This window comes from Nocardia sp. NPDC049737, assembly GCF_040674755.1.
Taxonomy (GTDB): Bacteria; Actinomycetota; Actinomycetes; order Mycobacteriales; family Mycobacteriaceae; genus Nocardia.
In genome coordinates this window covers 1-25,955 of sequence record NZ_JBFANH010000023.1, presented here as the reverse complement: position 1 = coordinate 25,955, position 25,955 = coordinate 1, and the positions used below count along the sequence as shown (strand labels likewise).

General features: G+C 65.5%; 21 protein-coding genes. 13 read left to right on the top strand and 8 right to left on the bottom strand.

From position 1 onward, the window contains the following. Positions 1-7 precede the first annotated feature (7 nt). Both AB0J47_RS27790 and AB0J47_RS27785 read right to left on the bottom strand, forming a co-directional pair. Positions 8-1,561 carry a family 2 encapsulin nanocompartment cargo protein terpene cyclase gene (locus AB0J47_RS27790; protein WP_364352131.1) on the bottom strand — a complete coding sequence of 518 codons (1,554 nt, stop codon included), beginning with the start codon at positions 1,559-1,561 and terminating at the stop codon, positions 8-10. Positions 1,562-1,576: 15 nt separating this feature from the next. After that, positions 1,577-2,983 (bottom strand): family 2B encapsulin nanocompartment shell protein, encoded by a 1,407-nt coding sequence (locus AB0J47_RS27785; RefSeq protein WP_364352128.1) that lies wholly within the window; start codon positions 2,981-2,983, stop codon positions 1,577-1,579. A gap of 549 nt (positions 2,984-3,532) precedes the next feature. On the opposite strand from AB0J47_RS27785, the gene AB0J47_RS27780 reads away from it, so the two are divergent. The 3 genes from AB0J47_RS27780 to AB0J47_RS27770 all read left to right on the top strand — a co-directional run bounded on the left by AB0J47_RS27780 (position 3,533) and on the right by AB0J47_RS27770 (position 7,714). After that, a complete protein-coding gene (locus AB0J47_RS27780; protein ID WP_364352125.1) occupies positions 3,533-6,601 on the top strand; it encodes an AMP-binding protein in 3,069 nt (1,022 codons plus the stop codon). Between the two features lie 84 nt (positions 6,602-6,685). After that, complete coding sequence (locus tag AB0J47_RS27775; protein WP_364352122.1) at positions 6,686-7,084, top strand: hypothetical protein; 399 nt, start codon at positions 6,686-6,688, stop codon at positions 7,082-7,084. A 30-nt stretch (positions 7,085-7,114) separates the two neighbouring features. Continuing rightward, positions 7,115-7,714 carry a methionine biosynthesis protein MetW gene (locus AB0J47_RS27770; protein WP_364352119.1) on the top strand — a complete coding sequence of 200 codons (600 nt, stop codon included), beginning with the start codon at positions 7,115-7,117 and terminating at the stop codon, positions 7,712-7,714. Between the two features lie 18 nt (positions 7,715-7,732). Here AB0J47_RS27770 and rffA read toward each other — a convergent pair whose 3' ends face one another. Both rffA and AB0J47_RS27760 read right to left on the bottom strand, forming a co-directional pair. Next, positions 7,733-8,872 (bottom strand): dTDP-4-amino-4,6-dideoxygalactose transaminase, encoded by a 1,140-nt coding sequence (gene rffA, locus AB0J47_RS27765; RefSeq protein ID WP_364352116.1) that lies wholly within the window; start codon positions 8,870-8,872, stop codon positions 7,733-7,735. Then, on the bottom strand, positions 8,862-9,962 hold the full coding sequence (locus AB0J47_RS27760; protein ID WP_364352113.1) for a glycosyltransferase family 2 protein: 1,101 nt from the start codon (positions 9,960-9,962) through the stop codon (positions 8,862-8,864). Before AB0J47_RS27760 ends, rffA begins: the two co-directional genes overlap by 11 nt. Before the next feature lie 258 nt (positions 9,963-10,220). On the opposite strand from AB0J47_RS27760, the gene AB0J47_RS27755 reads away from it, so the two are divergent. The 4 genes from AB0J47_RS27755 to AB0J47_RS27740 all read left to right on the top strand — a co-directional run bounded on the left by AB0J47_RS27755 (position 10,221) and on the right by AB0J47_RS27740 (position 15,502). Beyond that, on the top strand, positions 10,221-12,428 hold the full coding sequence (locus tag AB0J47_RS27755) for a hypothetical protein (RefSeq protein WP_364352500.1): 2,208 nt from the start codon (positions 10,221-10,223) through the stop codon (positions 12,426-12,428). Between the two features lie 69 nt (positions 12,429-12,497). Then, a complete protein-coding gene (locus tag AB0J47_RS27750) occupies positions 12,498-14,741 on the top strand; it encodes a hypothetical protein (protein ID WP_364352497.1) in 2,244 nt (747 codons plus the stop codon). After that, a complete protein-coding gene (locus AB0J47_RS27745) occupies positions 14,738-15,247 on the top strand; it encodes a GtrA family protein (protein WP_364352110.1) in 510 nt (169 codons plus the stop codon). Before AB0J47_RS27750 ends, AB0J47_RS27745 begins: the two co-directional genes overlap by 4 nt. A 21-nt stretch (positions 15,248-15,268) precedes the next feature. Further along, complete coding sequence (locus tag AB0J47_RS27740) at positions 15,269-15,502, top strand: Trm112 family protein (RefSeq protein ID WP_040689305.1); 234 nt, start codon at positions 15,269-15,271, stop codon at positions 15,500-15,502. Between the two features lie 45 nt (positions 15,503-15,547). On the opposite strand, the gene AB0J47_RS27735 is transcribed toward AB0J47_RS27740, so the two are convergent. The 4 genes from AB0J47_RS27735 to AB0J47_RS27720 all read right to left on the bottom strand — a co-directional run bounded on the left by AB0J47_RS27735 (position 15,548) and on the right by AB0J47_RS27720 (position 19,306). Continuing rightward, positions 15,548-16,195 carry a TetR family transcriptional regulator gene (locus tag AB0J47_RS27735; RefSeq protein WP_364352108.1) on the bottom strand — a complete coding sequence of 216 codons (648 nt, stop codon included), beginning with the start codon at positions 16,193-16,195 and terminating at the stop codon, positions 15,548-15,550. Beyond that, a complete protein-coding gene (locus AB0J47_RS27730; RefSeq protein ID WP_364352106.1) occupies positions 16,192-16,983 on the bottom strand; it encodes an ABC transporter permease in 792 nt (263 codons plus the stop codon). Before AB0J47_RS27730 ends, AB0J47_RS27735 begins: the two co-directional genes overlap by 4 nt. Next, the gene (locus tag AB0J47_RS27725) at positions 16,980-17,711 is read right to left on the bottom strand and encodes an ABC transporter ATP-binding protein (RefSeq protein ID WP_364352103.1); all 732 of its coding nucleotides are present in this window, start codon (positions 17,709-17,711) and stop codon (positions 16,980-16,982) included. Before AB0J47_RS27725 ends, AB0J47_RS27730 begins: the two co-directional genes overlap by 4 nt. A gap of 77 nt (positions 17,712-17,788) precedes the next feature. After that, on the bottom strand, positions 17,789-19,306 hold the full coding sequence (locus tag AB0J47_RS27720; RefSeq protein ID WP_364352100.1) for a multicopper oxidase domain-containing protein: 1,518 nt from the start codon (positions 19,304-19,306) through the stop codon (positions 17,789-17,791). A 180-nt stretch (positions 19,307-19,486) separates the two neighbouring features. On the opposite strand from AB0J47_RS27720, the gene AB0J47_RS27715 reads away from it, so the two are divergent. From AB0J47_RS27715 to tyrS, 6 genes are all read left to right on the top strand, one after another. Then, on the top strand, positions 19,487-20,665 hold the full coding sequence (locus AB0J47_RS27715; RefSeq protein ID WP_364352097.1) for an FAD-dependent oxidoreductase: 1,179 nt from the start codon (positions 19,487-19,489) through the stop codon (positions 20,663-20,665). Between the two features lie 88 nt (positions 20,666-20,753). Then, positions 20,754-21,653: an RNA polymerase sigma-70 factor gene (locus AB0J47_RS27710; protein WP_364352094.1), complete on the top strand. Its 900-nt coding sequence runs from the start codon at positions 20,754-20,756 to the stop codon at positions 21,651-21,653. 31 nt (positions 21,654-21,684) lie between these two features. Next, the gene (locus tag AB0J47_RS27705; RefSeq protein WP_364352091.1) at positions 21,685-22,833 is read left to right on the top strand and encodes a low temperature requirement protein A; all 1,149 of its coding nucleotides are present in this window, start codon (positions 21,685-21,687) and stop codon (positions 22,831-22,833) included. 22 nt (positions 22,834-22,855) lie between these two features. Next, positions 22,856-23,467, top strand: coding sequence for a DNA-3-methyladenine glycosylase (locus tag AB0J47_RS27700; protein ID WP_364352088.1), 612 nt, complete (start codon positions 22,856-22,858; stop codon positions 23,465-23,467). Between the two features lie 107 nt (positions 23,468-23,574). After that, entirely contained in the window at positions 23,575-24,012 is a 438-nt protein-coding gene (locus AB0J47_RS27695) for a DoxX family protein (protein ID WP_364352085.1), read from the top strand. 223 nt (positions 24,013-24,235) lie between these two features. Further along, positions 24,236-25,525: a tyrosine--tRNA ligase gene (tyrS, locus tag AB0J47_RS27690; RefSeq protein ID WP_364352082.1), complete on the top strand. Its 1,290-nt coding sequence runs from the start codon at positions 24,236-24,238 to the stop codon at positions 25,523-25,525. Positions 25,526-25,955: the final 430 nt, after the last annotated feature.

Below are 25,955 nucleotides of genomic sequence, written 5' to 3'. Positions count from 1 at the left end.
GTACTGGCTAATTCGACTCGTTGTAGCGCTTGCTCGCGGCATGCCAGGCGCGGTTGCCGCCCATCCATGCCCAGAGCCCGCCGAGGAATCGGCGCAATTCGGCCGATCCGGCCGCGGCCAGTGGACCGGCCTCCTGTTCGAATCGGTGCACCAGTTCGTCGTGCACGATGGCGGTGCGCAGCACCGCCTCGCGCCGGGAGCAGCGCTCCTCGGCGGCCAAGACCGTCGGCAGGTTGAATTCCCGACCGTCGGAACGGTCTTCGCGCGCCATCGAATACAGATCGTTCACCATCTGACTGGCGAGTGCGGCAGTGGTGACGACCCGGCGCACCCGCGGATCGGTGTACTCGGCGGCTTGGAGTTCATAGCCGCCGACCACATCGATCGGCGCCATACACGGCAGAAAACTGTGCGGCCGCCGATTGGTGAGGTACTCCCACACCGGTGGCATCCGGTGTGCGGCCCGCCAGCCCGCCTCCGCGCCGAGCGCGATGAACCATCCGGCGATCTCGGTACGCAATCGAGCAAGCTGTGCCGGGGTCGCATACCGGGACAGATGCTCGAAGGACGTACGAAACGCGCGCAGGATCGGATCGGCCTGCGACGCTCGTTCCAACTGTTGCTGGTAGCGCGCCGGAAGATGGACGGGATCCATTGCGGCGGCGGCCAATTCGAGGCGGGGGCCGAGTTCGGCCTCGGCGCTGGACGGCGTGCCGTCGGGTGCGGTCTCATCGGCTCCTTCCTCGCAGTAGTAATCGTCGACCGACCATTCGGAGACCGCGCATTTCGCGGCCGCGAGCAGCCGGTTGGGATCGTTGCTATCCGGATGGGCGAGCATGATCAATCGGCCGAAGTCGGCATCGCGCAGTTCGTCCAGGCGCCCTGCGTAAAGGCCGATATCGCGCGCCCAGTCGATGAGCCCGTCGTTGACCAGTTCGGCCAACGCCGGATCATCGCGCAACGGCGGTGGACAGTACAGGGGTGGAATCGGTGCCGCGGTGCCGTGCAGGTAGGCCGATGCGGTACCTAATCCGGTGGGGCCGAATGGAATTCGTCTCCGAGGAGGTTCCGATTCGATTGCTGCCGGCGCAGCCCCCTGCGCCACGCCGACAGCGATCGATGTGGCGTTGAACGCCACCGGTGGCGGCTGGAGACCAGCCGCCCGGATAGTAGGTGTGCGTGCGGGGTCGGGTACCTCAGTAGTAGGTAGTCCCGCTTGGGTGGTGGTGGACGTCGGAAGTAGGACTGCAGCCGCGCCCAGGCCGCTGGGTCCGCGCAGGCTCCGCGGAACAACCGTCTCAGGTTGGGTAGGTAGGTCCAGTTCTGGCGAATCAGTCTCCACCACCTGGGTTTCGGATGATTCGGGTATTGCTGTGCATTCGGGTAATTCCGTACTTTCCGGTATCTCGGCGTTTTCAGGTGGAGTCGTGGTTTCCGGTTCCGAAACCTCCAGCGGGAGTATCGGGGGAGTAGGGGTATCGAGGTTGGACAGCAGTGCCGCGACAGCGGCGGCCACCTCGTGGGTGGCGGGTGGTGCCGAGGCGCGCGAGAGCACCGACATCGGTCATCACCCCGGTCAGTCCGCCTGCCGGGCGACCAGGACGTTGTCGAGCACGCCCAGCGCGTCCGGCACCAGCACGGCCGCCGAGTAGTAGCAGCTGACCAGGTAGGAGATGATCGACTGGTCGTCGATGCCCTTGAAGCGGACGTTCAGGCTCGGCTCGTATTCGTCCGGAATTCCGGTCTGGTGCAGGCCGATGACGCCCTGATCCTTCTCGCCGGTGCGCATGGCAAGAATCGAGGTGGTTTGGGTATCGCTGACCGGGATCTTGCTGCACGGGTAGATCGGGACGCCACGCCAGGCGAACACGCGGTGCCCGTCCACCTCGACCGGATCCGGATACAAACCGCGCTTACTACATTCACGACCGAAGGCGGCGATCGCCTTCGGATGTGCCAGAAACAGTTTCGTACTGCGCCGCATACTCAACAGCTCATCCATATCGTCCGGCGTCGGTGCGCCGGACTCGCTGTAGATGCGCTGTTTCAGGTCGCAATTGTGCAGCAACCCGAAATCGGGATTGTTGACCAGGTCGCTCTCGCGTCGCTCGTAGAGCGCCTCGATGGTCAGCCGCAGCTGCTGTTCGACCTGGTTCATCGGATCGTTGAACAGGTCGGCGACGCGCGTGTGCACCCGCAGCACGCTCTGGGCCAGGCTGAGCTCGTATTCGCGCGGGGCGGCGTCGAGGTCGACGAAGGTGCCTGTCAGCAACGGCTCACCGAAGTGGCCCGAGGAGATCTCGATATTCGCCTCGCCCTTGGTATTTTGCGGGCGCGCCGGTGCGTCGGCGATACGGGACAATTGCTCGCGCAGCGCCGGGGTGTTCTCGAGCATTTCCTCGAGCCTTTGCCGGGGCAGCACCAGCATTGTGGTCTGAGTGATGGTTTTGACGGTCACCGGCCAAATTCCGGACCCGTCGATGAGGGTTTCATCGCCGAAGAAATCGCCGCCGCCCAGCATGCCGAGCTTGGTTTGCTCGCCGAATTCACCGGTGCCGATCTTGCTGAGCTTGCCGTGCACGATCAGCATGACCTGATTCATCGGATTGCCGAATTCGGCGACCACCGTACCGGGTTCGAGGTCACGCTGCTCGAAACGCTGGGCCAGTGCCCGCAGCGCGTCTTCGTCGTCGAAGTCTCGCAATTGCGGAAGTTCGGTGAGTTCCATCGGGATCACTCTGGCTTGCGAGCCGTCGATGACGAACTCGACCTCACCGTTGCCCACGGTGTGGGTCAACCGTCGGTTCACACGATAAATACCACCGTTGACCTGCGTCCACGGCAACGCACGGGTGAGCCAGCGCGAGGTGATGCCCTGCATCTGCGGCTCGGATTTTGTGGTGTGCGCGAGCTGGTGGGCGGCACCGGTGCTGAGGCTCTTGTGCCCGTTGGTTTCTGTTTGGACTGGCATTTCGATGGTCATGCGTTGTCCTCACCTGAGATGGTCACCGAGACGGTCGATTGTGCTGTATTTGTTGTCGATCGCATTTCGAAATCGGCGGTGGTGCACAACAATTCGACAGGCGGCAGGCCTGCTGGGTATGGCGGCATGGTTGCCGAGAGAAGTGGCGGGACCGAGGCATGCAGACGGTAACCGACTCTCCCGTGCGAATTGGCTTACGCGACATTGCGTTCCGAACGGCTTCGATCCTAAACCGCGAAAGATGCTGTGCGCACGCGAATCTCGAAGAAGAAGCCACGAGAATGCTGGTCTGTTTTTCGGATGGTTACGACATGACCTCGATACGGATAACTGCCGATAACGACCCTGGATGGATCGGCGCGGACCGAGCAAGCTGCGCGGTCGGTATCTTTTGCGCACCGCCGCCGCGAACATCCCGCATCATCGGCCCAGACCTGGCATGGAACCTGTCACAGCCGCCCCATAATGGATACACGGTGTGGGAAGCTCGTCTGAGCACATCGGGGTGTGTGATGCGGGTCACTTTGCAGGGTAGGGCCAGGAGCGATCGTGAAGTTGAATGTGGAAAGTGTGGTCGGGTCGGTGCAGCGGTTGATGGCAACGGCCCAGAACGGCCTCGAGGTCATCCGCTTCGGCGGGTTGAGCACCGATGTCGAGTCGTCGCCGTTCGAGATCGTCGAACGGCGCAGAATGTATCGACTGCGCCATTACTTCCCCGACGATCCGACGCCGAGCCGCGGCCTGAGCGACGGACCCGCAGGCGACAGCGTGCGTAACCACGGAGGGCCCCGGGACGGCCGCCATGGACACCGCCCGGTCGCGGTCCTGGTGCCGCCGCTGATGGTCAATGCCGATATCTGGGATGTCAACGCCGAGGACGGCGCGGTCGGCATTCTGCATCGCGGCGGAATCGACTGCTGGGTGATCGATTTCGGTTCGCCCGCAAGTGAGGAGGGCGGCTGGGAACGGGATCTGGCCGATCACGTCCTCGCGGTCAACAGCGCCATCGATACAGTCTGCGAAGCGACCGGCGCCGATGTGCACCTGATGGGGTACTCGCAGGGCGGCATGTTCGCCTATCAGGCCACCGCCTACCGGTCCGGTAAGGGTGTGGAGAGCATCGTGACCTTCGGCAGCCCCGTGGATGTGGTCGCGGGTATGCCGTTCGGACTGCCGTACGGCATGGTCTCCGATGTCGCGGAGTTCCTGGCCGACCATGTGGTGACCCGGCTGCCGATCACCGATTCGATGGTCCGGCTCGGCTTCCAGATGCTCGATCCGGTGAAGACCGCCAAATCGCGCATCGACTTCCTGCGCCAGCTGCACGACCGGGAGGCGTTACTACCCAAGGAACGTCAGCGTCGGTTCCTCAATAATGACGGTTGGGTCGGCTACGCCGGTCCGGCGGCGGCGGATCTGCTCAAGCAGTTCGTCGCGCACAACCGAATGATGCTCGGCGGCTTCGTGATCCGGGGCCACCCGATTTCACTGGCCGAACTGAAGTGCCCGATCCTGGCGTTCGTCGGCGAGGTCGACGATATCGGCCAACCCGCCGCGGTGCGCGGTATTGTCCGGGCCGCGCCCAACGCGGAGGTATACGAAGCCAGTTTGGTGGCAGGACATTTCGGCCTCGTCGCGGGCAGCATGGCGACCAGGCACACCTGGCCGCTCGTGCGTCAGTGGATCGATTGGATGGACGGCGATCAGCCGCTGCCGCCGGAGATCGCGCCGATGACCGAACATGTGGCGACCAACCGACCGAATTCGGCGGCCACACGAGTCGTGCACACCGCGGCCACCCTGGCCGAGGCGGGCGCGGGCGTCGGCAAGGTGCTGGAGGGCTTGGCCAGCAATACCGTGCGCGGGTCGATCGAACTCGCCGGTGAAGCCGCACGCGCACTGCCGCGACTGACCCGGCTCGGCATGATCCAGCCGCATACCCGCATCTCGTTGGGGCGACTGGTCGCCGAGCAGGCGCGGCGGGCGCCGCTGCGCGATCTGTTCCTCTTCGACGATCGCGTGCACACCAACGCCGCAGTGAACGTGCGCATCGATAATGTCGTGCGCGGGCTCATCTCCGTCGGCATCCGCCCGGCCATGCGCGTCGGTGTGGTGATGGAGACCAGGCCGAGCGCGCTGGCCACCGTCGCCGCGCTGTCCCGTATCGGTGCGGTGTCCGTATTACTCGCCCCCGGTAGCGAGTTGGAGCGGGCCATCGAACTCACCGGCATCAAAGCCCTGGTCTCGGATCCGGAGAATCTGCGAGCGGCGGCGGCTACCGGTACGCGGGTCCTGGTGCTCGGCGGCGGCGCCGCGCGCGCTCTCGATATTCCGTTGAGCGAAGACGTGATCGACCTGGAACAGATCGATCCGACGCAGGTGGAGCTGCCAGCCTGGTATCGCCCGGATCCGGGTCTGGCGCGGGAATTGGCGTTCGTGCTCGTCACCGGCACCGGTGACCGGCTGGAGACCAAATACATCACCAACCACCGTTGGGCGCTGTCGGCCTTCGGCACCGCGACCTCGGCCGATCTGGATCGCAAGGACACCGTCTACTGCCTTGCGCCGCTGCATCATTCGTCCGGTCTGCTGGTGAGCCTCGGCGGCGCGATCGCGGGCGGCAGCCGGATCGCGTTGGCCAGGTCGCTGGATCCGACCAGTTTCGGCGAGGAGGTGCATCGCTACGGCGTCACGGTGGTCACCTACACCTGGACCATGCTGCGCGACATTCTCGACGCCGAAGTCTTCTCGTCCGGACTGCGTTCACCCACCGCGTCGGCTCCGCCGACTGCCACCCCAGCTTGGCACCCTATCCGCCTGTTCATCGGCTCGGGCATGCCCGCGGGCTTGTGGCGACGCACGACCGAGCAGTTCGCGCCTGCTCGGGTGCTCGAGTTCTACGCCTCCATCGAGGGCGACGTGGTGCTGGCCAATGTGGCCGGTGTGAAGGCGGGCTGCAAGGGCCGTCCCGTGCCCGGCACCGCCAAGGTGGAGTTGGTCGCCTACGACCCGGTCACCGAACAGATTCAGACCGACGGGTCGGGCTTCGCGCGTCGGTGCGCGGATAACGAGGTCGGTCTGCTGATCGGCAAGGCGACCGATGGCGTAGACCTCTCCGACGGCGGGTTCCGCGGGGTATTCACCGCGGGCGATGCGTGGATGCCGACGGAAAACCTCTTCCGCCGCGACAGCGACGGCGACTACTGGCTGGTCGATCGCACGGACACGGTGATTCACACCGAACGCGGTCCGGTCTTCACCCAGCCCATCGTCGACGTGCTCAACGACATCACCGCGGTCGATATGGAGGTCGCGTACGAACTGCCCGCCGGCGAGCATGCGGTGGCGGCGGCGGCGGTCAGCGTCCGCAACGGTTTCCGGCTGGAACCCAAGGACGTGACCGAGGCGGTGCGCGCACTCGATCCGGACCAGCGGCCCGACATCGTGTACGTCGTCGACGAGATCCCGCGCAGTTCCTCCTACCGCCCGTCGACGCGGGCCGTGCAGGCGGCGGGCCGCCCGCGGCCGGGACCTGATACCTGGTGGTACAACCGGGAATCCGACGCGTACGAAATCCTCACCGAGGACGAGGCCGCAAACATCTTCGGCACCGAGTGAGCCCGTCCCCCGTCGTTCCGGTTTTCGGCCGGAACGGCGGGGTAGCGTGGACGCCAGGTCCGCGGCGACAACGGAGGTTTCGAGATGTCGTGGAAGGTCAAGCTGGGCGTCGGCATATTGGCACTGCTGGGTGCGCTGATGGTGATCGGGTTCGTGAAGAGTCTGGTGCTGTCCCTGGTGCCACTGGCGATCCTGCTGTTAGCCGGTTACGGCGTGTTCCGGCTCTACGTCGGCAGTCGCGGCAAAGCCAAAGCCACCGGGACCGAAGCGCCACAGCTGCCGGCCACCCGCCACCCGCGCTCCCGCCCCGTCCCACGAAGGATGCGGCGACCAGACTGCGCGAAATCCGCGAGGAAGCGGCCGCTCAGCAGCGGCAGCCGTAGGCTTGTACGCTTGACGCGCCGGATCGTGTTGGCGAGTCGGTTGATTCATTACCAAGAGGGCGGTTCCTCGCGGGCTGCCCGGCGCATCCGGGTGGCGTAGTTGCCACGTCGACAACTGTTCAGGGGTGCAGTGAGACCGAGCCTTATCTACCGCAGCGGAACCATCTACGAGCTGTTGATGCGGGGGCTGTATGGGCGGCACTACCCCGCTCGGTATCGCGCGATAGCCGAACTCGTGCCCGATGGCGCCAGCGTGGTCGACCTGTGCTGTGGGCCCGCGACGCTGTACACCCGCTACCTGCGCGACCGGTCCATCGAATACGCCGGACTCGACCTCAACGGCCGATTCATCGCCAGGCTGGCCCGGGCGGGTGGACGCGGCGTGGTGTGGAACTTGCGTTCCGATACCCCACTGCCCGAGGCCGATTACGTCATCATGCAGTCGAGCCTGTATCACTTTCTGCCCGAACCTGCTCCGGTCATCGATCGGATGCTGGCGGCGGCGGGAAAGCAGGTGATCATCGCGGAGCCGATTCGCAACTTGGCCACAAGCGACAATCGGGTGCTCGCCGCGATCGGCCAGCGGTTCACCGATGCGGGCGACGGCGCACAGGCGCGCCGGTTCAGCGAGGCGACTCTGGACGCGTTCTTCCGCGGTTACGAGGCGCGCGTGGTACAGCGGTCGCTGATCGCCGGTGGCAGGGAGAAGCTGTTCGTGCTCACCGCGTGAGGCGGGCCCGGCGCTCGCCTAAACGGTGTATGCGGTGACGGCGTCGATGACCCTGGCGATCTGATCGTCGGTGAGGTCGGGCCAAAGTGGCAGGCGAACAACGGTTCCCGAGAATTCGGCGCTGCGCAGACAGGGCTTCGGGGTGCGGCCCAGTTTGAGTCCGGCCGGGCTGGAATCCAGCGGAACATAGTGGAACGGCGCCGAAATACCGCGTGCGGCCAGATGTGCGATCAGATCGTCGCGCTGCCGCTCGGTAGGTGTGCGCAGGTAGTACAGATGCGCGGTATGTGTTCGGTCCTCGGGCACCGCCATGAGCCGGACATCGTTGCGGCGGGCCCAGTCCGGCAGTGCGGCGGCGTACGCGTCCCAAACCCGGTGCCGTCCGGTCTGGATCGTCTCGAATTCGTCCAGCTGCGCGTCCAGCACCGCCGCGTTGAGCTCGCTGGGCAGATAGCTGGAGCCGATATCCTGCCAGGAGTACTTGTCCACCGCGCCGCGCAGGAAACGAGCGCGGTCGGTGCCCTTCTCGCGGATGATCTCGGCGCGCGACATGAGGATCTCGTCGGTGAGCAGTAGTGCACCGCCCTCGCCGCAGTGCACGTTCTTGGTGTCGTGGAAGCTGAGCGTACCGAGGGTGCCGAGGGTGCCCAGTGGGCGATCGCGCCACCGGCCGCCGAGGCCGTGCGCATTGTCCTCCACAATGGCGATGCCGTGCGCGTCGGCGAGTGCGAGCAGCCCGGCCATATCGGCGGCCACCCCGCCGTAGTGGATGACCACAACGGCCTTGGTTCGCTCGGTGATCACCGCGGCGACCGATTCGGGATCCAAATTGCCTGTTTCCGGGTCGATATCGGCGAAGACACAGGTGGCGCCGCGCAGTGCCATGGCCGTCGCGGTCGACGTGAACGCGAAACTCGGCACGATCACCTCGTCGTCGGGGCCGAGCTCGAGCAGCAGACCCGCCATCTCCAGTGCGGAGGTGCACGAGGTCGTCAGCAGCGCATGCGGCGCCTCGGTGATGGTCTTCAGCTTCGCGGTGGCCGAGGCGGTGAACCGCCCGTCGCCGTGACTGTGGTCGGAGGCGAGAACGGCCTCCAGATTGGCCAGTTCGCGGCGGGCCCGGAACGGGCGGCTGAAGATGACTCGGTCAGTGCTCAACCTGGTCGTTCTCCCTGCTGGCGGCGGTTGTGGTCATTTCTCGGTTATCCGCCGGGCGCGGCGTCGGCGAACCGACGGTCAGGTACAACGGCTTGCCGACGAGGATATGCAAAGCCACACCGAGGTATTCGGCGATGAGTCCCAGCGAGAACAAGATCGTTCCCGAACATAGCAGCAGCACGACGATCATCGAGGCCCAGCCCTCGGGCGCCCAATTATCGGCGGTGAGCGCCTCGTATACGACGAAGGCGGCCATCACGCCACCGGCCAGCGCGAGGGTTACCCCGAGCAGGCTGACCAGCCGCAGGCCCCGGGTTCCGCTGCACAGAACCATTTTCCAGAACAGCGAGAACAGACGGCGATAGTTGTAGCCGGAGTCCTCACGGCCCTCGGCGCGCAAGGTCACCGGCACCTGGGCGACGGTGCCGACCACCCAGGTCAGCGCGACGTCGAGGTAGGCGCCGTTGGAGGCGACCTCGGCGAGTTGGCGGCCGATATCGCCGCGGATCAGCCGGTAGCTTTCGAATCGGGTGGAGTCCGGGAAGGCGAAGATCGTCGCGAGCACCACCTTCGCGCCGCGCGAGGTGATATTGCGCAGGAATCCGTGCGGGCGGGTGTTGGTCGGCTTCGAATAGACCAGATCGGCGCGCTCGGTCAGGGCCGCGTCCAGGAATGCGCCGATGAAGGCGGGATCGTGCTGGCCGTCCTCGTCCATGGTGACGATCCAGTCGCCCCGGGCGGCCGACATTCCGGCGATGGTTGCGGCGTCCTGCCCGAAGTTGCGGCTGAGCCAGACGACGCGGACCTCCGGATACGTCTGCTCGAGTTCCTGCAGCACCACATCGGAGCGGTCGGGACCGTGGTCGTGTACCAGGATGATCTCGCCGACCGTGAAGGCGACGCCGCCGGGAGTGTCGGTGGGATCGGTCAGCCGGTGCAGTTCTTCGACAAGTCCACCGATGGTTTCTTCGCCCCGATAGATCGGCACCACGACCGATACCGCGTGCGGCTGGTCGGCGCCCGGCCGAGCGGGGCGTCCGTTGGTCGCACCCGCGGGCGAGCCGTTGGGGTGGGCGGTGGGAATCGGCATCAGCTGGATCGACTTTCGATGACGGTGCGTGCCGGTAATCTCCGCTGGACAGCAGAGCCCGAGCCGCCGTGAACTTTAACACGGTACGCATACGGCATTCCGGAGCAGCTCATCGCACCATCATGGTGGTGTCGGCGGTTCGATGCCAAGCTCGACTGTGCGCTGTAGGGTTTGGAACTCGTGACGGTTGGTGCAGTGACGGAGGCGAAAAACGCAGGACCCGACGCCCGCGACAGGGAGCCCGATTCACGTCGGGAGGTGTACCGATGGGGTGCCGTCTGCACACTCGGTGTCATCGCTGGATACCTGGCGGTACTGCTGGCCAACGCACGGCACTTCTACACCGACGACACCGAATCCCAGTACACCGGACTCTGGGTGGGATTGGGACGCGCGCTGCGTGACGGCACCTTCCCGGTGCTGGTGCCCGAGCGCTGGATGTCGGGCAACAACACGATGGATGATGCCGGCCTGTTCAACCCGCCGCAGCTGCTGATCGATCTGATCGCGCCGTCGGTCGACAACATGGCGGTGTACGCGACCGTCGTCAAACTGATCTTCGCGATCATCGCTGCGCTCGGTGTCTACCGGATCTGCCTGGTATACGGTGCGCGGCCGGTGTGGTCCGCGGTCGCGGGTGTCGCGTTCCCGCTGTCGGGTTTCTTCCTGTTCTTCGACGAGGCCAGTTGGATGACTGCGCTCACCGGCACCGCATGGCTGGTCCATGCCTGGGCGTCGTCGGTGCGCTACACCCGCGGTCTCGGCGGGCCGATTCCGGTCTTCATCTACCTCTACCTGGCCATCTCCACGCAGTACATCTTCCCGGCCGTCGAGGCGGCGCTGATGCTGCTCGCCGTCGCGGTGGGCGAGCTCGTCTACCAACGCAAATGGCAGCCGGTGGCGCGGTTGACCGCCGCCGCGACGGGTGCCGGTCTGGCCGGATTGCTGACCTTTCTGCCGAGCATGCTCTCGGCGAAGGTGACCTGGCGCGGCACTATGGAGATCAACAACGACCAGTTCTTGACGGTGCCGTGGTCGGAATCGCTGAATGCCAGTCTGCCGAGCACATTGCCCGCGTTCACCTCCTGGTGGGGCTATATCCAGCCGATGCCGGTCACCTATATCGCCTGGTTCCTGATTCCAGCGTTGGCCTTCATCGACTGGCGGCGCGCCCGCGAATCCTGGCGCGAGCTCAGCGGGGTCGCACTGTTCGCGATCATCATGCTGATGTGGAGTGCCGGACCGGGTTCGATCGGTCCGCTGCGCTGGCCGGTGCGGGTGCTGCCGATGCTCGCGCTCGGCCTGCTCGTGGTGGTCTGTGTGTTACTCGGGCGCTACGCCACCGTCCGTGATCTGAAGAGTCGCGGCGTCGCTGCCGCTGTGCTGATCGGTCTGCTGTGGGTGCGGTCCTTTTCCGCGGATCCACACAATGTGGTCCGGCACGTACTGGCGGCCGCCGCGATCGGCGCGCTCGCCGCCGGAGCGGTATGGCTGGGGCGTAACCGGAGTCTGGCCACCGCGGGTGTGCTGATCATCGTCGCGATGTTCCCGATCGCGTTCTATCAGGTCAATGCCGCTCAGCCGACACCGATGACATGGCATCTGCCGACCAACAGGTCCGAGGCGCAGGCCGCGTTCCCGGACTTTCCCGGTACCACGATCCAACTCGGCGAGCGCGGGTTACTGCAGCGCGACGATATGAGCCTCGACGGCGCCTACGGATCTCTGGTCTTCGGCAACTACGCCAAATCGCTCGAGCTGACCTATGTCAATGGGTACACCCCGACCGGTCACTTCTATTTCGGCGAACTGCTGTGCATGCGGTGGGACAGCAGCGTCTGCCCGGACGCCTATCGGCGGATGTTCGCCCCGGAGCCGACCACCGGCCGTCCCCTTGTCGATCTGATGAAGCTGGACCGGGTGGTGTTGCAGCGCGCCCTGTTCCCCGATGCGCGCAATCAGCCGGCACCGGAGGGCTGGAAGTGGGTCGACTATCCCGGCCACGAGCGCTACATCTCGGTGCTGGAACGCGTGGACGGTCTGATCTCGACGGTGAACGGTCGCGTCGCGGATGCGAAAAATGTGACAGCGACATCGATTTCGGAGACCGATACCACCAGCCGGGTACGGGTGTCCTCGGCCGGCGGCGGCAAGGTGGTATTCGCGCGCCTCGGCTGGCCGGGTTACCGGGTGACCCTGGACGGTAAGCAGATCCCGATCACCACCGTGGCGAAGTCCTTTGTCGCCGTCGACATACCCGCCGGCACGCAGAACGCCGAACTGGTGCTGACCTGGCGGCCGCCGGGCTGGAAGATCGGAATCGGCACCACAGCGCTCGGCATCGCCGCCATCGGGGTGCTGCAGTGGCTGTGGGTGCGATCGCGGCGTCGGGCCCCGGAGCCGCCGGCGGCGGATCATCCGAGCCCCGGCGAGCCGGATCGTGAATTGGCGGACGTGGTCTCGTAGCGGTCGATCCGTGCATCCCGATCGGAGGTGTCCCTCGACGAGTGCGCCCTGTAGGGTCTGGAACTCGTGGTGGAAAGCAGCGCCCCCGCCCGGCGGGACGTGTACAAGTGGGGATTCATAACCGCGCTCGGTGTGATCGCCGGATATGTTGCCGTCCTGCTGGCCAATGCCAGGCATTTCTACACGGATGACAGTGAGTCGCAGTACGGCCCGCTGTGGGTGATGCTCGGCCGGTCCCTGCGCGACGGACAGTTCCCGGTGCTGGTCCCCGAGCACTGGATGGCAGGCGACTACGCCATTGAGGAGGCGGGCCTGCTGAATCCGCCGCAACTGCTGATCGATCTGATCGCGCCCTCGGTCGACAATATCGCGCTCTACACCACCGTGATCAAGCTGATCTTCGCGGTCGTCCTGGGAACCGGTGTGTACCGCATCTGCCTGGAGTACGGGGCGCGGCTGCCGTGGGCCGCCGTCGCGGGTGTGTCGATTCCGTTCACCGGTTGGCTGCTGTTCTTCGACGAGGCCAGTTGGTACACCGCCTTCACCGGTACCGCGTGGCTGGTGCATGCATGGGCATCCAGCGTGCGCTACGCACGGGGACGTGGCGGGCCGATCCCGACCTTCGTTTTCCTGTATCTGGCCATCTCGGTGCAATACATTTTCCCCGCGGTCGAGGCCGGGCTGATGATCGGCGCGGTGGCCGTGGGGGAGGTTGTTTACCAACGCAAATGGCAGCCGTCGCTGCGACTGCTCGCGGTCGCGGGCTGTGCTGCGGTGGCAGGGCTGGCCACCTATCTGCCGAGCATGCTGTCGGCGAAGGTGACGTGGCGCGGCACGGCTCAGATCAATAACGACCAGTTCCTGACCGTGCCATGGTCGGAATCGCTCAATGCCAGCCTGCCCAGCTCGTTGCCCGCGTACAACTCCTGGTGGGGTTATGTGCAGCCGATGCCGGTGGTCTATATCGCCTGGTTCCTGATTCCGGCGCTGGCCTTCGTCGACTGGCGCAAGGCGCGCGCTTCGTGGCGGGAGTTCAGCGCGATCGCGCTCGTCGCGTTGATGGCGCTGATGTGGACGGCGGGGCCGGGCACCATCGGCCCGCTGCGCTGGCCCGCGCGAGTGTTGCCGATGCTGGCCCTCGGACTGTTGGTGCTGGTGTGCGTGCTGCTCGGCCGCTTCGCCACCTTCGAGAATTGGCGTGGCCGCGGTATCGCAGCGGGCGTGCTGATCGGGCTGCTGTGGGTGCGGTCGTTCTCGGCGGCGCCGCGCGAGGTCATCTGGCATGTGGTGGCGGCGGTCGGAATCGCCGTGCTCGGCGCGGCCGTCGTGTGGCTCGGGATGAAGAAGAGCATGGCGGCGGCCTGCGCGTTGACCATCGTTTCGGTGTTCCCGATCGCGTTCCTGCAGGTGCGTGCGGCACAGCCGACGCCGATGAGCTGGAATCTGCCCGAGCAGCGGTCGCAGATGAAGGCCGCGTTTCCCGAATTTCGGGGCACCACCTTGCAATTGGCCGATCGCGGGCTGATCCGGCCGGAGGATCGTTCGCTGCGGGGCGCGTACGGATCGCTGGTCTTCGGTAACTACGCCAAGGATCTGGAGAAGACCTACGTCAGCGGTTATACGCCCAACGGGCACTTCTGGTTCGGTGAAATGCTGTGCATGCGCTGGGACACCAGCGTCTGCCCCGATGCCTTCCGGCGGGCCTTCGCGACGGAGCCCACTACCGGTATGACGATCGTCGACCTGATGAAGGTGGATCGGGTAGTGCTGCAGAAGGCGCTGTACCCGGACGCGCGCAATCAACCCGCACCATCTGGCTGGCATTGGGTCGACTACCCGGACCATGAGCAGTACATCGCGGTGCTCGAGCGAGTGGGTGGGCTGCTGTCCACGCAGAACGGCCGGGTGTCGACGGTCTCGGGCGGCACCGCGACGTCGGTGTCGGAATCGGAGCTGACCAGCCGGGTTCGCGTGAGTTCGGATACTGGTGGTCGCGTGGTCTTCGCCCGGCTGGGCTGGCCGGGCTATCAGGTGAAGCTGAACGGCCGGGCGATCCCCTTTGACGTGGTCGCGAAAACCTTCGTCGCCGTGGATATTCCGGCCGGTACCAAGAACGGCGACCTGGAGCTGACCTGGCGGCCGCCGGGGTGGAAGATCGGCGGGGTCGCGATACTGCTCGGGCTGTTCGGAATCGGCGCATTGCAGTGGATGTTCGTGCGCGGTCGCGAGCGCGACGAGGACGACGCGCAGCGGACCGAACCGCCGGTGACCGCGTCTGTTTCGGAACCCGATCTGGCGGGAGTATCTCGTTGACAGCTGACCAGCAGGCCGAATTCACGGCGGATCATGCGGGCGCGACCGGTGCCGAGGATCCGGGTCTGCTGCTGCGGCTGGTGCGTCGGCAGGAGATCGCCTTCGCGATGGTCGGTGCGTTCAATACCGCGCTGGGGATGGTGCTGACGCTGCTGTGGCTGTCGGTGCTCGGCGAGCGGGTGCCGCCCGCGGTCGCGGTCGTCGCCGCCTATGCCGTCAGCATCGTTATCGCGTTCGTACTGCATCGCACGTTGGTCTTCCGGGTGCGCGGACATATGCTGCGCGATTTCGTTCGCTTCGTGGCGGTCAATTCCGGTGGGCTGCTGATGAATATCGCACTGCTGTCGCTGGCCGTTTCGGTGCTGCATCTGCCGAGTAGGCCGGCCGCGGTGGTGGTGATGGGTCTGGTCGCCATCGCGAGCTTCTTCGGGCATCGCTACATCTCGTTCCGCCGGGCGCCCATGCCCGAGCCGCCGTCGGGCGGTTCGGGTGCGGAACGGTTCTAGGCGCCGGGTAAGTTATCGATCATGCCGGAGGAAACCGCCTTGGACGCCACACTGTTGAGCCTGCTCGCCTGCCCGCAGGACAAGGGTCCGCTGCTGTTGGTCCGCGACGACAAGGGCGCGACCGCCCTCTACAACCCGCGCCTGCGCCGCGCTTACCCGATCGAGAACGGCATTCCGGTGCTGCTGATCGATGAGGCCCGCGATGTCACCGACGCCGAGCACGCCGCCTTCACCAGCCAGCACGCCGACGCCTGAGCAGTTATCCGCTCGGTGGCGCACGATAGCGTGCGCCACCGCGAATCACGGTGCGGGAGTATCAATTTCACCGGTGAGATAGCGCTGCAGCGTGGGGGCGACGGCCGCGACCAGTTCGGGACCCGGCATCGAGGCCAGCGGTTCTATCTCCAGGATCTTGCGCGCGACCAGCACGCCGATCATCTGCGTTCCCACCAGCGCGACCCGGGCGCGACCGTCATCCTCGGGCTTCGCGATCCGCATCCGTACCCGTTCCAGGACGACATCCAGGACAAATGTCCTGGCCAGCGCGGTATCACCGCCCGCGAGAATGCTGCGCACCGCCGCGACGATCCCGGGACCAGCGGGGGAGTCCCATACCGCGAGCACCGAACCGAGAATGGTTTCGCCGAGCCGATCCAGCGGCGCGGCCTCGATCAGACGCAGCGTGGCCTCAGGATCGATCGGCAACTCGACCACCGCGGCGAACAGTTGCTGTTTGGTCCCGAAATAGTGGTGGACCAGCGCGGGATCCACCCCGGCGTCGGCGGCGACGGCGCGAATCGAGGTCTTGTCGAAACCGATTTCGGCGAAGCGGGCGCGGGCGGCAGCGAGGATGTCCTCGCGGGCGCCGGAGCGACCCGGCCGGCGACCGGAGCGAGTGCCCCGGTCGCCGTTGGTCGTCGGGTCCGGTGCGGTCTCCTCGGCCGTCACGTGGTCCGCCGTCGTAGCGTGGCCGCGCCCAGGCACAGCGCGACAATGGCGAATCCGGCGACGACAGCCAGATCACGCAGCATCTGACCCGTGACATCCGAATGTGTCGAAACCTGTTGCAGCGCATCGACCGCATAGCTCAACGGCAGCACATTGCTGATCGCCTCCAACCAGCCGGGCAACTGTCCGCGCGGAACAAGCAAGCCGCACAGGAAGATCTGCGGTGCGACCACCACCGGCATGAACTGCACGGCCTGGAATTCGGTGCGTGCGAAGGCGCTTGCCAATAGCCCGAGTGCGACGCCGCAGATCGCGTCGACCATGGCGATCACCACCACCCAGACCGGACTGCCCGCCGAATCCAGGCCGAGCAGCCCGAAGGAGACCAGACAGGCCACCGCCGCCTGTGCCGCCGCGGCCAGCGAGAAGGCGGTGCCGTAGCCGGCGAGCAGATCGAGCTTCGACAGCGGTGTGGTCAGCAACCGCTCCAAGGTGCCGGAGGTGCGTTCGCGCTGCATGGCGATCGCCGTGATCAGAAACATCACGATGAACGGCAGGATGCCGAGCATGCTGATGCCGACGCGGTCGAAGATCGGCACCGGGTTCAACGGGTTGGTCGGGGCGTCCTTGTAGATGAAGTAGAGCAGCGCCATCAGGACCGCGGGAACCACGAGAATCATTGCGACAGTGCGGTGGTCGTTGCGCAGCTGACGCAGGATGCGTCCGGTCGTCGCGACATAGGGACGCAGCGTCGGTGTCCGGTGGCGCGGTATGAGGGTGGTAGTCATGCCGCACGTCCCATCGTGATCAGAGTGAGGAAGGCTTGTTCGAGGTTCTGCTCACCGGTCTCGGTGCGCAGTTCGTCCGGGCTGAGCTCGGCGAGCAGATCGCCCTCGCGCATCAACAGCAGTTTGTCGCAGTGCTCGGCCTCGTCCATCACGTGGCTGGAGACCAGCAGTGTCGTTCCGTTGGCGGCCAACTCGTGGAACTGTTTCCACAGGTCGACGCGCAGTACCGGATCCAGGCCGACCGTCGGTTCGTCCAGGATCAACACCTCCGGCTGCGCGACCAAGGCGCAGGCCAGTGATGCGCGGGTCTCCTGGCCGCCGGAGAGCTCGTCGCCGCGCTGATGGGCGTTGTCGAGCAGACCGACCGCGGCTATGGCTGTGTCGATGTCGTCGCGATCACGGCCGTAGAGCGCGCCGTAGTAGGCGACGTTTTCGCGCACGCTGATATCGCGGTAGATGCTCGGTGCCTGGGTCACATAACCGATCCGATGCCGCAGTTCCGCTGCGCCCGCCGGTAGTCCGAGCGCGGATATCTCGCCGGACGCCACGATCTGGGTTCCGACGACGCTGCGCATGAGCGTGGTCTTGCCGCATCCCGACGGTCCGAGCAGTCCGGTGATGGAACCGCGCGGGATGGTCAGCGAGATGTTGTGTAGGACTTCGCGGCCGCCGCGGCGCACGGTGAGGTTGCGAACCTCGACGGCGTGGGATGAGTGCAGGTCCGTCATGGGACGCCTCAATTCATCGAGTGTTGAATTCACTGTGTGATGAATTTAGCGCGCTCTGGTTCGCTGGGCAAGACCCGTTAGTGGTGATGTGTTGGTGTTCCGGCCGACTGGCCGGGCTCGACCACGACAAACTGGCCCATCATGCCCTGGTCCTCATGCCAGAGCAGGTGGCAGTGATACATGTACGGCGAGTTCGGATCGGCGGGTCCGTCGAACCGCATGGCGAGTTTCGCGGTGGTATTCGGCGGCAGGAAGATGGTGTCCTTCGGGCCGGTCAGCGCTTCGGGCGGCGGTGCGGCGTTCAATTCGAGGACGCGGAACTGCACATCGTGAATGTGGAAGTTGTGCGGCATGCCGTCGTTGTTGTGCACCACCCAGGTTTCGGCGGTGCCGCGAGTGACCGTCAGATCGATCCGATCCATTGCCATCGGACTGCCGTTGATACCACTCAGATTCAGTTCGAAGTTTCGCTCGCGCACGGAATCCGAGCCATCCGGTGTGGATGGATGTGTCAGTACCGCAGGCAATTCCGGCGATTGCCGCAATGTCGAGGCCGCACGCAATTCGAGGATGTCGAAGCTGTCGTCACCGCCTGAGAATCGCTGCGTCCAGAAGTTCAGTCCCGCATCGAGTTTCGTGCTGCGCAGCACCGTCCGTTCGCCGGGCCGCACGCGAACCACGATCTCGGCGCGTTCGCCCGGCGACAACCGCACCCGATCGAGCGCGACCGGATGTTCCACCAGTCCGCCGTCGGTGCCGACCAGCGAGAAGTGGCGTTCGTCGGCGAAGCCGAAGGTGTAGATCCGCGCCGTCGAAGCATTGAGCAACCGCAACCGCACGAGCTCATCGCCGACACTCCGATAGGGCGTGAGAGTTCCGTTCACCATGGTCCGGTCGCCGAGGAACCCGACGTCGCGGAACATGCCGTGTGACGAATCGAGCTGATTGCCACGGAATTTCACGTCCTGGACGATCACCGGCAGATCATCGACGCCGTAGTTCTTCGGCAGCGAAAGCCCTTCGGACACTTCGTCATCGAGTAGGAATAGCCCCGCGAGACCACGCCGGACGTGCTCTTCGGTCGCACCGTGCGGATGCGGGTGGTACCAGAGCGTGGCGGCGGGCTGGTCCACTGTCCAGTGCGGTGTCCACGTGTCACCGGCCTGCACCATCTGGTGTGGCCCGCCATCCATTGCCGCGGGCAGATGCATCCCGTGCCAGTGCACCGTCGACTGCTCCGAAAGATTGTTCCGAACTGCGACTTCTACCTTCTCCCCGCGCCGCGCCCGCAGCGTTGGTCCGAGATAGTCTCCGTTGAACCCCCATGTCCCGGTCGACTGACCCGCACGGAATTCCCTTTGCCCCGAACGCATTTCGAGTTCGAAGACCCGCGTACCGTCCGCTCGCACCCGAGACTGCGCCAGCGGCGGAATCGCGAGTTCGTTATTGAATTCGGTACTGCCGACAGTAGATATGGACGCACTGCTGTACACCCACGTCACGCAGCCGCCAACCGATAGCAGCAAAATCGTCGTGACCGCCACGCCGATCGAGAGAAACCGCCGCAACCACCGCGGCCGGGAAACCGAAGACATGCCGCAGACGGTAAGGATCACCGGCCCCTGACCACATCCGGGAGCGTCCCCATTTCACCCCTGATCCGGTGGGTGTCCCACGTCACATCGCGTGGCTGTCACGTCCGGCGGTGCTGCTTTGTCCGATGGTCGTCACCAACCAACAACCTGCCCCGGTGACACCGACCACGGGAGCAAGCCATGACCACCACCACGCATCGGATCGTCGTACTCGGCGCGGGCTACACCGGCATGCTGGCCGCCATTCGGCTGGCCAGGCGTACCCGCAAGCTCGATGTCAAGATCACCCTCGTCAACCCGGCCGCCCGCTTCACCGAGCGGCTGCGCATGCACCAGATCGCCGCGGGGCAGGAGTTGGCCGATAATCGGATCCCGCAAATCCTGGCGGGTACGGGCATCGAATTCGTCCAGGGCTGGGCAACTTCCATCGATCCCGAGGCCCAGCGGGTCTACCTCGATGGCACCGGCACGCTGCACTACGACGAGCTGGTCTACGCACTCGGCAGCAGCACCGACACCAGCATCGTGCCCGGCGCCGACGATCACGCCTGGACCCTGAACGATCCGCGCACCGCCCACCGATTCTCTGAACACCTCGCGGTGGTTGCGGCCAATGGTGGCACTGTCGCGGTGTGTGGCGGCGGTCTGACCGGTATCGAGGCGGCAGCCGAAATCGCTGAAAGCTTCCCGGGCCTGCGCGTCACGCTGATCAGCAGGACCGAACCGGGCGCGATGATGGGCGATAAGGCCCGTGCCTATCTGAACAAGGCACTCGATCGGCTCGGCGTGGCTCGTCAGGTCGGCCAGTCGGTCACCAAGGTGCTGCCGGACGCGGTCGAACTCGCCAGTGGCGAACTGGTTTCGGCCGATCTGACCCTGTGGACCACCGGCGTCCGTGTCTCGCCACTGGCCGCACAGTCGGGCATCGAAACCGATGCGCGCGGGCTCATCGTGGTCGATCCGACCCTGCGGTCGGTTTCGCACCCGAACATCCATGCCATCGGCGATGCCGCCGCAGTGCGCCAGGCCTGGGGACAGATCCACGGCACCTGCCAGTCCGGTATGCCGACCGCGGCGTACGCCGCCGACACCATCGCGCGGCAGCTGAAGGGCAAGAAGGTCAAGCCGTTCCGGTTCGGCTACTTCCACCAGCCCGTCAGCTTGGGGCGCACGGATGCTGTCATCCAGTTCACCAAGGTCGACGACACCCCCGGCCGGTTCTACCTGACCGGACGCGCCGCCGTGCTGTACAAGGAGAGCGTGAGCAGCAGCCCGTTGCCGAGCTTCAAGCTCAGCAAGAAGATGACGGTCTCGGTCCAGCTGTCCAAGGGCGGCAAGGCCACGCGTCGGACCGTATGAACCGGATGAGCCGTCCGCCAGCCCAGGCGGGCGGTTTCCGCGTTCGTCCCGAAAGCTGGATTGCCAAATCCGGACTTGCAATAGGAGCATGGGCCAAATGGTCGACGCTACGCCCGCGCGGGATCCATTCATCGAACACCGGCGGCTGCTCTTTTCCACCGCCTACCGGATGCTCGGCACCGTCACCGATGCCGAGGACATCCTCCAGGACACCTGGCTGAAGTGGAATGAAACCGATCAGTCGGCGGTCCAGCACCCCAAGTCCTATCTGGTGCGCACAGTCACCAACCTGTCGTTGAACCGGCTCACCTCCGCCAAGGCCAAACGCGAAACCTACGTCGGCCCTTGGCTTCCCGAACCCCTGCTGACCTCACCGAATATCGCCGAGGAGACCGAGTTGGCCGACACCGTCTCCACCGCGATGCTGGTGGTCCTGGAGACCTTGAATCCGGTGGAGCGCGCGGTCTTCCTGCTGCGCGAGGTCTTCGGCTACAGCCACGCCGAAATCGCCGACACCCTCGACAAGCCCGAGGCCACCGTCCGGCAGATCGCACATCGGGCCCGCTCACATGTGCAGTCCCGCCGCCCGCGCTTCGATACCGATAAGGCCGAGCGCACCCACATCACCGAACAATTCATGGCCGCCTGCGCCGGTGGCGATCTCAATGCCCTGATGGATCTGCTCGCCCCCGATGTCACCTCATGGTCTGATGGCGGCGGCGTGGTCACCGCGGCCCGGCGTCCGCTGTACGGACCCGATCATGTGGCCCGCTGGGTCCTCGGCGTACTCGCCAAGCCGTCGGTCGCGGGCATCGTCCTCGAGCCAGCGCATATCAACGGGGAACTCGGTGCGCTGGCGCGCATCGAGGGCAATCCGGTGGCGGCGTTCACCTACGACATCATCGACGGCCACATCCACAACCTGCGCTTCCAGGTGAACCCGAGCAAACTCGGGGGGCTCTACATGGGGACCGACGTCCTCGGGTGACCATTGCGGGGCGTTGCTTTACGATCCTGCCGTGACCAGCCAGACCACGGAAACAAACGTGGACGGAGGTCAGGTTCGGGTTTCCACCCTGGAGCTGTTCTTCGATCTCGTTTTCGTCTTCACCATCACCCAGCTGACCCACGTCTTCACCCACCATCCCGGCTGGGAGGCACTGGCTCAGGTGGTGGTGCTGTTCGGGGTTATCTGGTGGATGTACAGCGGCTACGTCTGGCTCACCAACGAGGTGGCGCCGAGCAGTTCGCAGCGCCGCACGCTGCTGTTGATCGGCATGTTCGGCTTCTTCGTGCTGGCGCTGGCGATCCCGGACGCGTTCCACGGCACGGGTCTAGCTTTCGGTCTCGGATACGTCCTGGTCAACACCGTGCACACGGCACTGTTCTGGGTCAGCGGCGGCACCTCGGCCAGCCAAGCGATCAAACGCCTCGCGCCACTGAACGCGCTCGCGGCAGGGCTCGTGCTCGCGGGCGGATTCGTGCACGGCTGGTGGCAATACCTGTGCTGGGCCTCGGCACTCGCGGTGCAGATACTGAGCCCGTACCTGGTCGACACCCGCGATTTCGTGGTGCGGGCCAGCCACTTCTGTGAGCGCAACGGGCTGGTGATCATCGTCGCCATCGGTGAATCGGTGGTCGCGATCGGTCTGGGACTGGCAGGGGAGAAGCTGACGGTGCCGCTGACCGCCACCGTCGCACTCGGCCTCTGCCTGGTCTATGTGCTGTGGTGGGCCTATTTCGGGATCGACGACGAGCGCGGCGAGCACGCGCTTGCCGCGGTTCCCGCGCGGGAACGCTCGCGTCCCGCGTTGCTCGCCTACGGCTATGCGCTCTACCCACTGCTGATCGGCATTACGGTCGCCGCTGCGGGCATCAATATGACCATCGCGCACGGCAACGAACGCGCTTCCATCGCCGCGGCGTCCGCGCTCTCCGGCGGCGTCGCGCTGTACTTCTTCGGACAATTCTGTTTCCGGCTCGCATTGGGTCTGCCGCGCCCGTGGTCGCGACTGCTCGCCGCCGCTGCGGTGGCCGTCACCATCCCGATCGGTGTCGTATGGGTCGCCTGGGCACAGCTGGCAGTGCTGGTCGCTGTCGGCTACGCCGCGGTGATCATCGACGACCTCGTCACGCTGCGCTCGGGCCAGCACAGTCGCTACGTCTGACTTTCGGGAACAATTGAGAGTCGTGCGAAATGAAGAACTCGCGGTCGAACCGCCCGCCGCGGCCCGCCGACTGCTCGGCTCGACGCTGTGGTCCGGACCGGTCGGCGTGCGCATCGTCGAGGTAGAGGCATATGGCGGCGATCCGGCCGGACCGTGGCCGGATCCGGCATCGCATTCCGGACGCGGGCGGACCAAGCGCAATGCGGTGATGTTCGGGCCCGCAGGAGTGCTGTACGTCTACCTCAGCTACGGCATGCACATGTGCGTGAACGTGACCAGCGGTCCGGACGGCACGGCGAGCGCGGTACTCATCAGGTCCGGCGAAGTGATCGCCGGATTGGAGACGGCAAGGGATCGACGGCCACCAGCCCGCACCGACGCCGATTTGGCAAGGGGCCCAGGAAATCTCGGCAGCGCGCTTGGAATCACGCTGAGCGACTATGGAACTCCGCTCTTCGACCCTGCCTCGCCGATCCGGTTGGAACTCAACGGCGCGATCGACCCCGCCGAGATTTCCAACGGCCCGCGCGTCGGGGTCAGCAGCGCGGCGGATGTACCGTGGCGATTCTGGCTCGCATCACCGGCGGTCTCGGTCTACCGGCGCAGCCCGCGCGCTCCGATGGAAGCGGTATAACGCCAGGTCACAAGAATTTTCGGGATCAGCGATGAGTTTTCGGCGCGGTGTCCGTCCTATCTGTTGAACGCGCTGCACCCGCCGCGACCGAACCGAAGGATAGACAGATGACCGCCATCGCCTCCGCCGCCCCCATCACCGCCGCCGCCGTTGCCCACCGCCCCAGCAAGAAGATGAATATCGCGCTCTGGACCGTGCAGATCCTGCTCGGGCTGTTCTTCATCATCGCCTCCGCCGCCCCGAAGCTGCTGGGTGCGCATGCTGCGGTCGAATCCTTCGACACGATCGGTTGGGGCCAGTGGTTCCGCTACTTCACCGGCTTGGTCGAACTCGCCGGCGGCATCGGCCTGCTGGTGCCCCGCCTGACCGGCCCCGCAGCCGTCGGCCTGACCATCACCATGGTCTGCGCCGCCCTGACCCAGGTGTTCCTGCTCGGCGCGGCCGCTCTGGCGCCCTTCCCGCTGGTGCTCGGCGTGGTGTTCGTCTGGATCGCCTGGCAGCGTCGCGACAGCATCGTCGCGGTGCGGGAGCTGCTGGCTCGCTGAACATCCGAATAACGCACACGATCGGCAGACCTGCGGTCTGTCGATCGTTGTCGCGTTTACCGAAAATGGTTCGCCCTGCGTGGCGGCGCACGGCGACACTGAGGGCCATACCGGTCGCGGGGACCGGTGCGGAAAGATGGGACAGCGTGAGCGAACGAAGTGAGCGAACCATGTGCCAGCGCGCCTCGCGCACGCCGGAGCCGAGCGCCAGCGAGGCGCAGGCGTGAGCGGCGACATCATCGACGAACTGACCTGGCGCGGACTGATCGCGCAGTCCACCGACCTGGAAGCCCTGCGCGCGGCGATAGCCGCCGGGCCGCTGACCCTGTATGCGGGTTTCGATCCCACCGCGGCCAGCCTGCACGCCGGACATCTGGTTCCGCTGCTTGCGCTGAAGCGGTTCCAGCGCGCGGGTCATCGCCCGATTGTGCTGGCCGGCGGTGCCACCGGCCTCATCGGCGACCCGCGCGACGTGGGCGAGCGCACCATGAATTCGACCGATACCGTCGCGGAATGGGCGGGCCGGATCCGCTCGCAACTCGAGCGCTTCGTCGACCTCGACGACTCGCCCACCGGCGCGATCATCGCCAACAATATGGACTGGACCGGTCAGCTATCGACCGTCGACTTCCTACGCGATATCGGCAAGCACTTCTCGGTCAACGTCATGCTGGCCCGCGACACCATCAAGCGGCGCTTGGACGGTGAGGGCATCTCCTACACCGAATTCAGCTACATGCTGTTGCAGGCCAACGACTACCTCCAGCTGCGCCGCAACTACGGCTGCACACTGCAGGTCGGTGGTTCGGACCAGTGGGGCAACATCATCGCCGGCGTGGAGCTGAACCGTCGCGTCGATGCTGCGTCGGTACACGCGCTGACCGTGCCGCTCGTTACCTCGGCCGACGGCAAGAAATTCGGCAAGTCGACCGGCGGCGGCAGCCTGTGGCTCGATCCGGAGATGACCAGCCCGTACGCCTGGTACCAGTACTTCGTGAATACCGCCGATGCCGATGTCGTGCGGTACCTGCGCTGGTTCACCTTCCTGTCCCGCGAGGAGTTGGCCGAGCTGGAGTCGGCCACGACCGAGCGTCCGCATGCTCGGGAAGCGCAGCGCAAGCTGGCCGAGGAAATGACGAATCTGGTGCACGGCGAGGCGAATACCCTCGCCGTGCAGTTGGCGAGTCAGGCCCTGTTCGGCCGCGCGGATCTGCGTGAACTCGATGAGCCGACGCTGTCGGCAGCCCTGCGCGAAGCCGCGGTCGACGGCACGGTCGCGCAGGTCGGGACCGGTGAACCGAGCACGATCGTCGATCTGCTGGTCGCCTCCGGACTGTCGGAGAGCCGCGGCGCCGCGCGTCGGGCGGTGAACGAGGGTGGAGCGTCGGTGAACAACGAGCGGATCTCGGATCTGGAATGGACGCCCGCCGATGCTGACTACCTGCACGGACGGTGGTTGGTGCTGCGCCGCGGCAAGCGGAACTTCGCGGGCGTACTGCGGGCAGGCGCATAAAGATCACGTGGCTCGGGTCACATTCGGGTGGCCCGGACCAGGTTTCGGGGGTGTCGGATGGCCTCTGACCTGCGGAATGACATGCGTGTAGTGCGGATTTGACTCGACGTTCTCCGCCGCGTAACTTTATCCAAGTCAGAGCGACACGGACACCGACCCGGAGCCCAAAGCGCAGCGGAAACGTTGAGCACAGCGGCCTGGGAAACGAGGTAGGACGAGGAGCGCCTGGCGACCAGCGTTGCCGGATCGAACGAGCAGACTTGACTCTGCGCGGGCGGTTGGCTAGGCTAGGAAAGTTGCCTCAACAAGCCTCCCGAGAGAATCTGGGGTGGAGTTGTGTGCGTGTGTTCTTTGAGAACTCAATAGTGTGTCGATGAATGTCAGTGCCAAATGTTTTATTTGGTTCCGGCTCCTCATACCCCCGTGTGGG